Source organism: Tardiphaga sp. 768_D3_N2_1, assembly GCF_052076105.1.
GTDB lineage: Bacteria > Pseudomonadota > Alphaproteobacteria > Rhizobiales > Xanthobacteraceae > Tardiphaga.
The window spans coordinates 1,923,307-1,936,538 of record NZ_CP197245.1 but is presented as its reverse complement, the minus strand read 5'-3'; the positions used below and the strand labels follow the sequence as shown (position 1 = coordinate 1,936,538).

Here is a 13,232-nt window from a genome sequence, read left to right as displayed (position 1 = left end):
GGCGCCGCGGATTGTTGTCGAGAAGTCCGGCCTTAGTGGGCCGTCAGGCCGCCTGCGGCCTCTTCCGCGCCGTCGGCCTTCACCGGCAGCTTGGTGTCCTCTTCCCAGACGATCGCCTTCGGCGCCCTTACCAGGGCATTGGCAATCACCTCGTCCATCCGGGCGACCGGGATGATGTTCAGCCCGCCCTTGATGGCGTCGGAGATCTCGGTGAGGTCCTTGGCATTGTCCTCGGGGATCAGCACCGTCTTGATGCCGCCGCGAGCCGCCGCCAGTAACTTCTCCTTCAGACCGCCGATCGGCAGCACCCGGCCGCGCAGCGTGATCTCGCCGGTCATGGCGACATCGTGCCGGATCGGAATGCCGGTGAGCACCGACACGATCGTCGTCGCCATCGCCACGCCTGCGGACGGACCGTCCTTCGGCGTTGCGCCCTCGGGCACGTGGACGTGGATGTCGCGCCGCTCGAACAGCGGCGGTTCGATCCCGAAGGTGATCGCGCGCGAACGGACGTAGGACGCCGCCGCCGAGATCGATTCCTTCATCACGTCGCGCAGGTTGCCGGTGACGGTCATGCGGCCCTTGCCGGGCATCATGACGCCTTCAATGGTGAGCAGCTCACCACCGACATCCGTCCATGCCAGACCGGTGACGACACCGACCTGATCGTCGCTCTCGATTTCCCCGAAGCGATACTTGGGCACGCCCAGGAACTCTTCGAGATTCTTCTCGGTGACCTTCACCACCTTCTTCTTCGAGAGCATCAGCTCCTTCACGGCCTTGCGGGCCAGTGTGGAGAGCTCACGCTCCAGATTACGCACACCCGCTTCGCGGGTGTAGCGGCGGATCATCAAGAGCAAGGAATCGTCGTCCATCGACCATTCCTTGGCGTCCAGACCGTGCTTGGAGAGCGCGATCGGGATGAGATGCTTGCGGGCGATCTCGACCTTCTCGTTCTCCGTGTAGCCGGCGATCCGGATGATCTCCATACGATCCATCAGCGGGCCCGGAATGTTCAGGGTGTTCGCCGTGGTGATGAACATCACGTTCGACAGATCGTAGTCGACCTCCAGATAGTGATCGGCAAAGGTGCCGTTCTGCTCGGGGTCGAGGACCTCAAGCAGAGCCGACGACGGATCGCCGCGGAAGTCGGCGCCCATCTTGTCGATCTCGTCCAGCAGGAAGAGCGGATTCGTCGTCTTGGCCTTGCGCATCGACTGGATGATCTTGCCGGGCATCGAACCGATATAGGTCCGGCGATGTCCGCGGATCTCCGCTTCGTCACGCACGCCGCCGAGCGACACGCGCACGAACTCACGTCCGGTCGCCTTGGCGATCGACTTGCCGAGCGAGGTCTTGCCGACGCCGGGAGGTCCGACGAGGCACAGGATCGGTCCGCTCAGCTTGTTGGCGCGCGTCTGCACCGCGAGGTACTCGACGATGCGGTCCTTGACCTTCTCGAGCCCGTAGTGATCGTCGTCCAGCACGGCCTGCGCCGCGGCGAGGTCCTTCTTGACCTTGGACTTCTTGCCCCACGGAATCGACAGCAGCCAGTCGAGATAGTTGCGCACGACGGTCGCTTCCGCGGACATCGGCGACATCTGGCGCAGCTTCTTCAGCTCATGCTGCGCCTTCTCGCGAGCTTCCTTCGACAGCTTGGTCTTGGCGATCTTCTCTTCGATGTCGGCCAGCTCGTCACGACCTTCGTCGTCGCCGAGCTCCTTCTGGATCGCCTTCATCTGCTCGTTGAGATAGTACTCGCGCTGCGTCTTCTCCATCTGGCGCTTGACGCGCGAGCGGATACGCTTCTCGACCTGCAGCACCGAGATCTCGCTCTCCATCAGGCCAAGCACCTTCTCCAGGCGCGCGGTGACGGACAGCGTTTCCAGGATGCCCTGGCGATCCGCGATCTTGACGGCGAGATGCGACGCGACGGTATCGCCGAGCTTGGCGAAGTCAGTGATCGCCTGCACGACGCCGACGACTTCGGCGGAGATCTTCTTGTTGAGCTTCACATAGCTCTCGAAGTCCGAAACCACCGAACGCGACAACGCTTCCGCCTCGACGCTCTTCGCATCGGTATCGGCCAGCGCGACTGCGGTCGCTTCGTAATATTCGGTGCGATCGGAATACTTCTCGACCTTCGCGCGCTCGAGGCCTTCCACCAGCACCTTCACGGTACCGTCGGGAAGCTTCAGCAGCTGCAGCACGCTGGCGAGCGTACCGATCTCGTAAATGGAGTCCGGGGCTGGATCATCATCCGACGCATTCTTCTGCGTGGCGAGCATGATGAGCGCATCGTTCTTCATCACCTCTTCGAGCGCGCGGATCGATTTCTCGCGGCCGACGAAGAGAGGCACGATCATGTGCGGGAAGACGACGATGTCGCGCAGCGGCAACACCGGATAGGAGTGGCTTTCGCCGTGAACAATGGTTGGCCGGGGTTTGGAGGCAGTCATGGCCCATTCCTTTTGCTGTGCCCCCTTGCAAGCAGTCCGCCCGATGGCGCAACCGCACAAGGTGCCGATTTTCCGTCTTTGCTCGGCCGTCTCAGGCTCTACGTGTCCGGATCGTTATGGCGAATCTTGAGGGAGATTTTGTGTTCGCCGAGAGCATTAGGTGGCTATGGCCCGGGGGGGTGTCAAGTCGCGGAAATACCCATGAACAAGGGCGGTTTACAGAGCGTAGCAGCAATAAAATAGGCGGCTGCCGATCACCGGCAGCCGCCTATTGAACTTAAGTCGATGGGCCCGAAAGCCGCCCTATCAGGCGCTTGCGCTGCTCTCCGCGGTCCGGTCCGAACGGTCGGCGTAGATGTAGAGCGGGCGAGCCGTTCCATCCACAACCTCCTTGGAGATGACGACTTCCTCGACACCTTCCAGGCCAGGCAGATCGAACATGGTTTCGAGCAGGATGCTCTCCAGGATCGACCGCAGACCACGTGCACCGGTCTTGCGCTCGATGGCCTTGCGGGCCACCGCGCCCAGCGCTTCGTCGGCGAAGGTCAGCTCGATGTTCTCCATCTCGAACAGGCGCTGGTACTGCTTGACCAGCGCGTTCTTCGGCTCGACCAGGATCTTCTTCAACGAGGTCTCGTCGAGATCCTCGAGCGTCGCGACCACTGGCAGACGGCCGACGAATTCGGGGATCAGGCCGTACTTCAGAAGATCTTCCGGCTCGACGTGACGGAAAATTTCACCGGTGCGGCGATCTTCCGGCGCCAGAACCTGCGCGGCGAAGCCGATCGAGGTGGTCCGCCCGCGCGACGAGATGATTTTCTCGAGGCCCGAGAACGCACCGCCGCAGATGAACAGGATGTTCGTCGTATCCACCTGCAGGAATTCCTGCTGCGGATGCTTGCGGCCGCCCTGCGGAGGCACGGAGGCAACGGTGCCTTCCATGATCTTCAGCAGAGCCTGCTGCACGCCCTCACCCGACACGTCGCGGGTGATCGACGGATTGTCCGACTTGCGCGAGATCTTGTCGATTTCGTCGATATAGACGATGCCGCGCTGCGCACGCTCGACATTGTAGTCAGCGGCCTGCAGCAGCTTGAGGATGATGTTCTCGACGTCCTCACCGACGTAACCGGCTTCGGTCAGCGTCGTCGCATCGGCCATCGTGAACGGCACATCCAGAATGCGCGCAAGCGTCTGCGCGAGCAGCGTCTTGCCCGAACCGGTCGGGCCGATCAGCAGGATGTTCGACTTCGCGAGTTCGACGTCGTTGTGCTTGGTCTGGTGGTTGAGGCGCTTGTAGTGGTTATGCACCGCGACCGAGAGAACCTTCTTCGCATGGAACTGACCGATGACGTAGTCATCGAGCACCTTGCAGATTTCCTTCGGCGTCGGAATGCCGTCGCGCGACTTGACCAGCGAAGACTTGTTCTCTTCGCGGATGATGTCCATGCACAGTTCGACGCATTCGTCGCAGATGAATACGGTAGGACCCGCGATCAGTTTGCGAACTTCGTGCTGGCTCTTGCCGCAGAACGAACAATACAGCGTGTTCTTGGAGTCGCTGGTACCGACCTTACTCATTCCTATCTCCGTCCGCCGTTCGATCTTTGTCTGCCGGTCGCCCAGTTACGGGACATATCCCGTAGATAGAGCAAAATCCGTACCAAAAAAGACCTCGTTCCAGAATGCCGTTCGAATCACGGCTCACTCGAATCCCCGCGATAGTAACCGATCCGCATCAGCGAACCATGCTGACAGCCGATGATCAAGAATTCGCTAATCGGCTCCATCGCCTGGAGCGTGACAATAGCGTGATTTGCGGCATTTGCGCGGGAGAACCCCGAAAATTGGGGAACGTTGCGTGAATGACACCACCCGACCAGCACGAAAGCGGAACTCTCGCGTCTGCTGGCGTCGGCACATAGTACCAATTCGGGAATAACTCGATCGATATGGCTTGTTTGGGACAGGCGGCGCGCGGGCGCCGTCTGTCTCGGTCTCGATATGTTCGCCGAAACGGCGTCGTTTAGGCCGGCTTCGCCGGGGTCGCTTCTTCAGCGCGCTTGTCGATGACCTTGTCGATCAATCCGAAATCCTTCGCCTGATCCGCCGTCATGAAGTTATCGCGCTCGAGTGCGTTGTGGATGTCCTCGTAAGGACGTCCCGTGTGCTTCACATAGATCTCGTTGAGGCGACGCTTGAGGCTCTCGACTTCCTTGGCATGGATCAGGATGTCGGTGGCCTGGCCCTGGAAGCCGCCCGATGGCTGATGAACCATGATGCGGGCGTTCGGCAGCGCAAAGCGCATGTCCTTCTCACCTGCTGTCAGCAGCAGCGAGCCCATCGACGCAGCCTGACCGACGCACAGCGTCGACACCGGCGGACGAATGAACTGCATCGTGTCGTAGATCGCGAGGCCCGACGTCACCACGCCACCGGGCGAGTTGATGTACATCGAGATTTCCTTCTTCGGATTCTCGGCTTCGAGAAACAGAAGCTGGGCGACGGTCAGCGTCGACATGCCATCCTCGACCGGACCGGTCACGAAGATGATGCGCTCCTTCAGAAGGCGCGAAAAGATATCGTAAGCCCGTTCACCGCGGTTGGTCTGTTCGACCACCATCGGGACGAGGTTCATGTAGGTTTCTACCGGATCGCGCATTGATCACCCGAAAGGTTGGAGGAGACACACGTCCATCGGCAAGACTGGAACCGGTTACGGTTTGCCGGGGAAGGACGAGCGTCCCGTGATGCAGGAACAACAAACAGAGCCCACAGATATGGACCAATCGAGCGGCAACAAGACCACCGGTCCGGATGCCGCCTCTAACCTCAGTTCAAGCCGATTCGGACGGCCGCCGCAAAGCACTGGAGCCGTTTTGGAACCTGTTTCGAGCGGTATCCTTAACATCAGAACGCCGGCTGGAGGACCCAGCCGGCGTTCATTTTAACGCCTTCTAAGAAGTTGCGGCTCAGGCCGCAGTCTTCTCGTCCTCGTCCTTGTAGAGGTCGTCCTTGGACACCTTCTTCTCGGTCACATTGGCCAGTTCGAGGATGAAGTCGACGACCTTGTCCTCGTAGATCGGTGCACGAAGCTGGGCCAACGCCTGGGGATTGCTGCGGTAAAAATCCCAGACTTCCTTCTCGCGGCCCGGCATCGAGCGGGCGCGCTCGATCACGGCGCGGCTGACCTCGTCATCGCTGACGGTGATCTTGTTCTTCTCGCCGATCTCCGAGAGCACGAGACCGAGACGCACGCGGCGGTCGGCGATCTTGCGGTATTCTTCCTGAGCAGCTTCTTCGGTCGTGTCCTCGTCGGCGAAGGTCTTGCCGGATGAGGCCATCTCCTGCTGGATCGAATTCCACATCAGCTTGAACTCCTCGTCGACCAGCGACGGAGGCGCATCGAACTTGTGGGTCTCGTCGAGACGGTCGAGCAGCACGCGCTTGACGCGCTGGCGGGTTGCACCGGCGAATTCGGCAACCAGACGCTCGCGCGCGGCTTCCTTCAGCTTGTCGAGGGACTCAAGGCCGAGGGTCTTGGCGAACTCGTCGTCGATCACGGTGTCGACCGGCGATTCAACCTTGGTCGCGGTGGTCTCGAATTCGGCGGCCTTGCCGGCCAGCGTCTCGCTCGCATAGTTGGTCGGGAACGACACCTTGAGGGTGCGGGTCTCGCCGGCGGCGATGCCGATCAGCTGGTCCTCGAAGCCCGGGATGAAGGTGTTGGAGCCGATAGCCACCGGGATGTCCTCGCCGGTGCCGCCTTCGAAGGCGACGCCATCGATGGTGCCCTTGAAGTTGACGACGACACGGTCGCCCGACTCGGCCTTGCCAGCCTTCTCGGTGAACGAACGGTTCTGATCGGCAACGCGCTTGATCGCCTCATCCACGTCCGCATCGGTGACTTCGGCCACCGGCTTCTCGACGGTGAAGCTCTTGAAGTCGGCGAGCGTGATCGGCGGCACGACTTCGATCGCGACCGTATAGTTCAGGTCCGACTTGCCCGACAGGATGTCTTCGACTTCCTTCTGCTCGGTCGGCATCGTGATCTTCGGCTCGGAGGCGAGCTTGAAGCCGCGCTCGGTGAAGATCTGCGTGTTGGTGTCGCGGATCAATTCATCGACGGTCTCGGCGGCGACAGAGCGACCATAGAGGCGCTTCAGGTGACCGACGGGAACCTTACCCGGACGAAAACCGTTGAGCTTGACCTTGCCCTTCATGTCATCGAGGCGCGCATCGACCTTGGCTTCGATGTCGGCAGCCGGCACGTTGACCGAAAATTCGCGCTTCAATCCCTCGGAGAGGGTTTCATTCACCTGCATGGCGTCAATCTTCTTCCCGCTTGGTCCGGCCCAATGGCCGGACATTGTAAAATCTGTGCGGCATCAGGCCAGAGCCTGCGCCGGTGGTGCGAACCGTCTCTGCAAGGCCAGCCTTGCGGAAACACGTCCGAAAATCGTCATGGTCAAACGCTATGTGCGCTTGGTGCGGGCGGAGGGACTCGAACCCCCACAACTTTCGTCACTGGAACCTAAATCCAGCGCGTCTACCAATTCCGCCACGCCCGCGAAAAACATCATGTCCGGCCGCGATGTCGCGAGCGGCGGGCTTATAACATGGGGACCGTGGTTCGCAGCAAAAAAATGGTCACATAGCGGCTTGTTTGCCGCGGCCCGGCAACTGGACTTTGGCGCGGCAAAATGGTCGGGATTCGGGCATGACGAACCGCTTTCTCCCTCTCACGCGCCGGACCCTGCTTGCAGGCGCCGGGACCGCGCTGATCGCCCCGATTCTGCCCCGGGTCAGCCTTGCGCAAGCCATCGCCGCGCTGGAACTCCAGGCCAGAGCTGATCCCTTCCCGGTGAAGCCCGGCGCCTCCACTGAGGCCTGGACGCTCCATTCGGCCCAGAAGGGTCCGCTGCGTTTCAACCGCGGCGACGAGATCACGGTTCAACTCGCCAATCAGCTGCCGGTTCCTATCGCCTTGAACTGCCGGGGGATTAACGGCTCGTCGGGAATCGCGCCCCTGCTCGACCGCAAGCCGGTCGCAGCCGGGGCCAAGGATGCATTCAAGCTGCAGATGCGCAGCGCCGGCACGTCCTATCTGGACATGCGCCTGCTCGGCGACGGCCAGACACTGCCGTCCCAGGTTCGCAGTGTGGTCGTCCAGGAGAGCGATCCGGTCGAGGTGGACCGCGACGAGGTGCTGCTGATCGAGGACTTCCGCCTCAAGCCGGACGGCGGCCTGCTCGCCCCCGCCAGCGATCCCAAAGACGCCACCGCGCTGTTCCTGATCAACCGGAAATCCACGCTGGACCTGTCGGCCCGGGTCAATGAACGGCTCAGACTCCGTCTCATCAATGGCTGCCAACGCAATGTGGTTGCTCTGAAATTCGACGATCACGAGGTTCGGGTCATGGCCATCGACGGTCAGCCCTCGGAGCCATTTCCGGCCCGCAACAATCAGTTGGTTCTGGCGCCCGGAACCCGGGTCGACGTCTTCCTCGACGCCGTCAGACCGGCTGGGTCGACCTCGGCGATCCTGCTCCATGATGGCAAGACCGCCCGGCCGATCGGCCAAATCAAGATGTCCAATGATCCGCCGCTACGGGCTGCGCCCCTGCCGGCCGCCGCGCCGCTGCCCTCCAACGGCTTGCCCGCTCAGCTCGACCTCAAGGGCGCGCTGCGCGTCGATATGGCGCTCAGCGCCGTCAGTCCGGAATGGGGAAAGCCGGTGGACATGTCCACCAGCACACCGCCGGCATTCCGGACCAAGCCCGGCCGCACCGTGGTGCTTGCGCTGACCAACCGGGCCACCAGCCCGATGGTGTTCCAGATCCACGGCCATCACGTCCGGCTGCTCGACAGGCTCGATGATGGCTGGAAGCCGTTCTGGCTCGACACCCTGGCGCTCGGCGCCGGTCAGACCCAGCGCGTCGCCTTTGCCGCCAACAATGTCGGGCGCTGGCTGATGGAGGCCTTCGTCGCCGACTGGGCCGCCCCGCGTCAGGTCCGCTGGTACAGCGTCGACTGACAGAGCGTTTTCAAGCGAAGTGGATACCGGGTCGCGTCAAGGAAACGCGACCCAACAAGACTCCTAGCTCAGTACTGGATGCCGAGCTGGTCGTAGAGCCGACGGAATACCGCCGGCAGCACCTCGGTCAGATCCTCGGCGATCAGTCCGGGGCCAGCCTCGCTGCCCGCCTCGCCATGCATCCAGACGCCGATACAGGCGGCCTCATAGGCCGGAACGCCCTGCGCCAGCAGCGCGCCGATGACCCCCGCCAGCACGTCGCCGGACCCCGCGGTGGCCAGCCAGGGCGGCGCGTTGGCAGCGATGGCGGCCCGGCCATCAGGCGACGCCACCACCGTATCCGGCCCCTTCAACAGTACGATAGCACCCGACTCTTGCGCCGCCAGACGAACGCGCTCCAGCTTAGATAGCGCTGGATGTTCCCCGTCCATCTTGCTGAAGATGCGCGAAAATTCACCTTCGTGGGGCGTCAGCACGACACCCGCCTCGGGATTGCCCTTGATCAAGCCGAACAGCCGCTCGGGCGCATCGGCGAAGCTGGTCAACGCGTCGGCATCGAGCACCGCATGTCGTTTCGCGGCCAGGATCGCCTCCACAAACATGCGCGTCCGTTCGCCCACACCGGCGCCCGGCCCGATCACGCAGACTGACACTTTGCCGCCGATCAGCGCGGCGAACTCTGCCGCCGTATCCACCGGCCGCACCATCACCGCGGTCAGCGCCGCGGCATTGACCGCCAGTGCATCGCGCGGCGATGCCACCGTCACGAGGCCTGCCCCGCCGCGCAGCGCGGCCCGGGCCGACAGCCGGGCGGCGCCGGTCGCAGCGATGTCGCCGGAGACGACCACGGCGTGCCCCCGCGAGAATTTGTGGCTGTTGATCTTGGGCACCGGAAAGGCGTCGGCCCACAGGTCCGGATTGTTCTCGGAAGTCTGGGGGCGAATTTCCGCCAGCACATCCTCGCCGATGCCGATGTCGATCACCCGGAGCCGGCCACAATGCACCCGGCCCGGCACCAGCAGATGACCCGGCTTCGGCCTGAAGAACGTCACGGTCTCGGTCGCCGTGATCGCGCCGCCCATCACGGCGCCTGAATCGCCGTTGATGCCGCTCGGCAGATCGACAGCCAGCACGGGCACGCCGGCCGCGTTGATGGCGTCGATCATGATCAGCGGGTCGCCTTTGACCGGACGATTGAGCCCGGCGCCGAACAACGCATCGATGATCAAGGCCGGCTGTCCGATCAGCGAGGGATCGCAGGGCAGCACCTCGCCCTTCCATCCCTTGGCAGCCAATGCTGCGTCGCCCTTCAGCGTCGCCCGGTCGCAAAGCAGGATCACCGCGACATCCCGCCCCTGCGCCGCAAGCTCGGCCGCCGCCACAAAGCCATCACCACCATTGTTGCCGCGCCCGGCCACGATCAGGATCGGCCCCTCTTCCGCCAGTTCATTGGCGACATCAGCCACGGCCCGTCCGGCCGCACGCATCAACTTGAAACCGGGCGTCCCCGCCGCAATCGTGAGTTGATCGGCGCGCGCCATCTCGTCGGTCGTTAGAATATCCATCTCGCTTCTCACTACGCCTTTTTGGAAGGCACTCGCGTCACACGCGAACGCAGCAGAGTAAAACTGCACAACACACGATCATTTTGATCACTATGTAGGCAAAAGTAGTCGAATACTCTTGATGCGAACCTCGTCAGGTGCGATGTAATAACCTGATAATGCTTCAAAAATAGCCGAGCGGCGAACTTGGCACGGACCCTGCTTTTAGGGAAGCCAGCTTCGGGTCCGTCGCGCTCACCGGCAAATGTTGAAAGACACCTGTTTAAGAGACAGGGGGTGGCCGACCGCCGACCGCATCGGGCGAGATTTCGTCGGTGCGGCGTGGCGGCAGCGCAATAACGCCCGAAATTGGGTATCGAACAGTGTGCGCGAAACGCGCAATGGTCAAAGCTACTTGAAGCAAACTACTTACGGCCTGATTAGAAATGCCGGGGAGACGTTCAGTGAAAAAGATCGAAGCCATCATCAAGCCCTTCAAGCTGGACGAGGTGAAAGAGGCTCTTCAGGAAGTCGGGTTGCAGGGCATTACCGTCACGGAAGCCAAGGGCTTCGGCCGTCAGAAGGGCCACGCCGAACTTTATCGCGGCGCTGAATACATTGTCGACTTTCTACCCAAGGTGAAGATCGAGATCGTGATTGGCGACGACCTCGTCGAAAAGGCGATCGACGCTATCCGTCGCGCCGCACAAACCGGCCGCATCGGTGACGGCAAGATCTTTGTGTCGAATATCGAGGAAGCCGTGCGCATCCGTACCGGCGAGTCCGGACTCGACGCGATCTGACGGACTGGACGCTCTTCAAGCCGGGTGCTATCCGACATTCAACGCCTCAAGGCGTCACCAAAAAGGCTGCTTCGGCAGCCTTCTCTTGTTGACGACTTGTCTTGTTGAAAACATGCCGTTGTGACCTGATCGTCACGACAGATTGTTACGTCCCGGAAATCGGCCCGCAAAAAAGGTAGGGAGCCCCATGACGACCGCCAAAGAAGTCCTGCAGTCCATCAAGGACAATGACGTCAAGTACGTCGACCTGCGTTTCACCGATCCCCGCGGCAAGTGGCAGCATGTGACCTTCGACGTCTCGATGGTCGATGAAGAGATGTTTGCCGAAGGCACCATGTTCGACGGCTCCTCGATCGCCGGCTGGAAGGCGATCAACGAGTCCGACATGATGCTGATGCTGGATCCGGCAACGGCGACGATCGACCCGTTCTTCGCAGAGACCACCATGGTCATTACCTGCGACATTCTCGAACCCTCCACCGGCGAGCCCTATAACCGCGATCCGCGCGGCATCGCCAAGAAGGCCGAAGCCATGGTCAAGTCCATGGGCGTTGGCGACACCGTGTTCGTCGGTCCGGAAGCCGAATTCTTCGTGTTCGACGACGTGCGCTTCTCGAGCGACCCCTACAACACGGGCTTCAAGCTCGACTCGTCGGAATTGCCGACCAACTCCGGCACCGAATATGAAGGCGGCAATCTCGGCCACCGCATCCGGACCAAGGGCGGCTACTTCCCCGTCCCGCCGCAGGACTCGGTGCAGGACATGCGCTCGGAAATGCTCGGCGCCATGGCGCGCATGGGCGTCAAGGTCGAGAAGCATCACCACGAAGTGGCATCCGCCCAGCACGAACTCGGCATGAAGTTCGACACGCTGACCTACATGGCCGACCAGATGCAGATCTATAAGTATTGCATCCATCAGGTCGCGCACATCTACGGCAAGACCGCTACCTTCATGCCGAAGCCGGTTTTTGGCGACAACGGTTCGGGCATGCATGTGCACCAGTCGATCTGGAAGGACGGCAAGCCGACCTTCGCTGGCAACAAATATGCCGACCTCTCCGAGACCTGCCTCCACTATATCGGCGGCATCATCAAGCACGCCAAGGCGATCAACGCCTTCACCAACCCGTCGACCAACTCCTACAAGCGTCTGGTCCCCGGCTATGAGGCTCCGGTGCTGCTCGCCTATTCGGCGCGCAACCGTTCGGCCTCCTGCCGCATCCCCTACACCACCAACCCGAAGGCCAAGCGCGTCGAAGTCCGCTTCCCGGATCCGATGGCCAATCCGTATCTCGCTTTCGCCGCGATGCTGATGGCCGGTCTCGACGGCATCAAGAACAAGATCGATCCGGGTCCGGCCATGGACAAGGATCTCTACGATCTGCCGAAGGAAGAGCTGAAGTCGATCCCGACGGTATGCGGCTCGCTCCGCGAAGCCCTCGAGAACCTCGACAAGGACCGCGCCTTCCTCAAGAACGGCGGCGTGTTCGATGACGACTTCATCGATAGCTATATCGAACTGAAGATGACCGAAGTGATGCGCTTTGAGATGACGCCGCACCCGGTCGAATTCGACATGTACTACTCGCTGTAATCCCGTCAGGGATCGCAGTTCGAACGATCAGGGCGCTCCGGAAACGGGGCGCCTTTTTCTTTGCGCCTCGTCTGGCACTTATTTGCGGGCGAGAGCCATTGCCGGTTCAGGCGTGTTCGGGAAGCCTATCGCCGCAAGCGCCCTGGCTGCCTCCCCTTCGCTGGCCGCCCACGGCAGCTTCGCGGTGACACTACGCGTGACGGGTTCGCCGAGGCTCCCGCCGAAGTCGATCGGCCACAGACCATTCGGCACCGCCTCGACCGTGATGCCGCGCAGGCGCGTGCCAGTGCCCAGCGGTGACAGATCGTCGGGCTGTAGCCGCCGCGCCGTCGATGCGTCCCGGGGGTCTGCGAAACTGGCGAGCACCGGCATCAATTCGCCGGTGACAGGCACAGCGCCGGTCTGACTGCTGACATCGCGAAAGGCGATCTTGCGCCCCGCCGCCTGGTAGGCGCGCATCGCCACGAAATTGGCGCCATCGAAATCGGCGCTGCCGTTGTCATCGTGCAGCATCAGCGCGGCGAGGTTCCTGCCGCCGCCGAGATCGACAACCACCGCATCGCCCCGTGACGTCACCTTGCCGGACGGTTGGTAGCCCCGATAGGGATGCACGGAGACGACATGCGAGGCCGACTTCACGCCATCCGGCGTCTCGACCTCCAGGGTGAGCCGATATTTGTGCGCGGGCCGGTTTATCCGGATCTGGTCGCCGATCACCAGGGCTGCGAGCAGTCCAAGCGGCCCGACCCATTTCAGCATGTTCATTATTATTAGCCTCCCCCATCGGCCATG

Annotated in this window: 9 protein-coding genes and 1 tRNA gene; 3 read left to right on the top strand and 7 right to left on the bottom strand. The window is 61.9% G+C overall.

Features of this window, described 5'->3' with window-relative positions; all coding sequences use genetic code 11:
• Window positions 1–32: 32 nt before the first annotated feature.
• From lon to AB8A27_RS08810, 5 genes are all read right to left on the bottom strand, one after another.
• On the bottom strand, window positions 33–2,459 hold the full coding sequence (gene lon, locus AB8A27_RS08830) for an endopeptidase La (RefSeq protein ID WP_441241589.1): 2,427 nt from the start codon (window positions 2,457–2,459) through the stop codon (window positions 33–35).
• A gap of 306 nt (window positions 2,460–2,765) precedes the next feature.
• A complete protein-coding gene (gene clpX, locus AB8A27_RS08825; RefSeq protein WP_092142213.1) occupies window positions 2,766–4,040 on the bottom strand; it encodes an ATP-dependent Clp protease ATP-binding subunit ClpX in 1,275 nt (424 codons plus the stop codon).
• A gap of 445 nt (window positions 4,041–4,485) precedes the next feature.
• Entirely contained in the window at window positions 4,486–5,121 is a 636-nt protein-coding gene (locus AB8A27_RS08820; RefSeq protein WP_441241588.1) for an ATP-dependent Clp protease proteolytic subunit, read from the bottom strand.
• 310 nt (window positions 5,122–5,431) lie between these two features.
• A complete protein-coding gene (tig, locus tag AB8A27_RS08815; RefSeq protein ID WP_092142207.1) occupies window positions 5,432–6,784 on the bottom strand; it encodes a trigger factor in 1,353 nt (450 codons plus the stop codon).
• A gap of 161 nt (window positions 6,785–6,945) precedes the next feature.
• A tRNA-Leu gene (locus AB8A27_RS08810) sits at window positions 6,946–7,030 on the bottom strand.
• Between the two features lie 149 nt (window positions 7,031–7,179).
• On the opposite strand from AB8A27_RS08810, the gene AB8A27_RS08805 reads away from it, so the two are divergent.
• Window positions 7,180–8,496 (top strand): multicopper oxidase family protein, encoded by a 1,317-nt coding sequence (locus AB8A27_RS08805; protein ID WP_441241587.1) that lies wholly within the window; start codon window positions 7,180–7,182, stop codon window positions 8,494–8,496.
• A 68-nt stretch (window positions 8,497–8,564) separates the two neighbouring features.
• Here AB8A27_RS08805 and AB8A27_RS08800 read toward each other — a convergent pair whose 3' ends face one another.
• On the bottom strand, window positions 8,565–10,061 hold the full coding sequence (locus tag AB8A27_RS08800) for an NAD(P)H-hydrate dehydratase (RefSeq protein ID WP_441241586.1): 1,497 nt from the start codon (window positions 10,059–10,061) through the stop codon (window positions 8,565–8,567).
• A gap of 443 nt (window positions 10,062–10,504) precedes the next feature.
• Here AB8A27_RS08800 and AB8A27_RS08795 point away from each other — a divergent pair, with 443 nt between their 5' ends.
• The gene (locus AB8A27_RS08795) at window positions 10,505–10,843 is read left to right on the top strand and encodes a P-II family nitrogen regulator (protein ID WP_068730910.1); all 339 of its coding nucleotides are present in this window, start codon (window positions 10,505–10,507) and stop codon (window positions 10,841–10,843) included.
• Between the two features lie 187 nt (window positions 10,844–11,030).
• Complete coding sequence (gene glnA, locus AB8A27_RS08790) at window positions 11,031–12,440, top strand: type I glutamate--ammonia ligase (RefSeq protein ID WP_441241585.1); 1,410 nt, start codon at window positions 11,031–11,033, stop codon at window positions 12,438–12,440.
• Between the two features lie 78 nt (window positions 12,441–12,518).
• On the opposite strand, the gene AB8A27_RS08785 is transcribed toward glnA, so the two are convergent.
• Complete coding sequence (locus AB8A27_RS08785; protein WP_441241584.1) at window positions 12,519–13,199, bottom strand: hypothetical protein; 681 nt, start codon at window positions 13,197–13,199, stop codon at window positions 12,519–12,521.
• Window positions 13,200–13,232 lie beyond the last annotated feature (33 nt).

Excerpts from the sequence above, each read along its gene's own strand:
- lon (WP_441241589.1), bottom strand. The coding sequence starts at position 2,459 with ATGACTGCCTCCAAACCCCGGCCAACCATTGTTCACGGCGAAAGCCAC.
- clpX (WP_092142213.1), bottom strand. The coding sequence starts at position 4,040 with ATGAGTAAGGTCGGTACCAGCGACTCCAAGAACACGCTGTATTGTTCG.
- AB8A27_RS08820 (WP_441241588.1), bottom strand. The coding sequence starts at position 5,121 with ATGCGCGATCCGGTAGAAACCTACATGAACCTCGTCCCGATGGTGGTC.
- tig (WP_092142207.1), bottom strand. The coding sequence starts at position 6,784 with ATGCAGGTGAATGAAACCCTCTCCGAGGGATTGAAGCGCGAATTTTCG.
- AB8A27_RS08805 (WP_441241587.1), top strand. The coding sequence starts at position 7,180 with ATGACGAACCGCTTTCTCCCTCTCACGCGCCGGACCCTGCTTGCAGGC.
- AB8A27_RS08800 (WP_441241586.1), bottom strand. The coding sequence starts at position 10,061 with ATGGATATTCTAACGACCGACGAGATGGCGCGCGCCGATCAACTCACG.
- glnA (WP_441241585.1), top strand. The coding sequence starts at position 11,031 with ATGACGACCGCCAAAGAAGTCCTGCAGTCCATCAAGGACAATGACGTC.
- AB8A27_RS08785 (WP_441241584.1), bottom strand. The coding sequence starts at position 13,199 with ATGCTGAAATGGGTCGGGCCGCTTGGACTGCTCGCAGCCCTGGTGATC.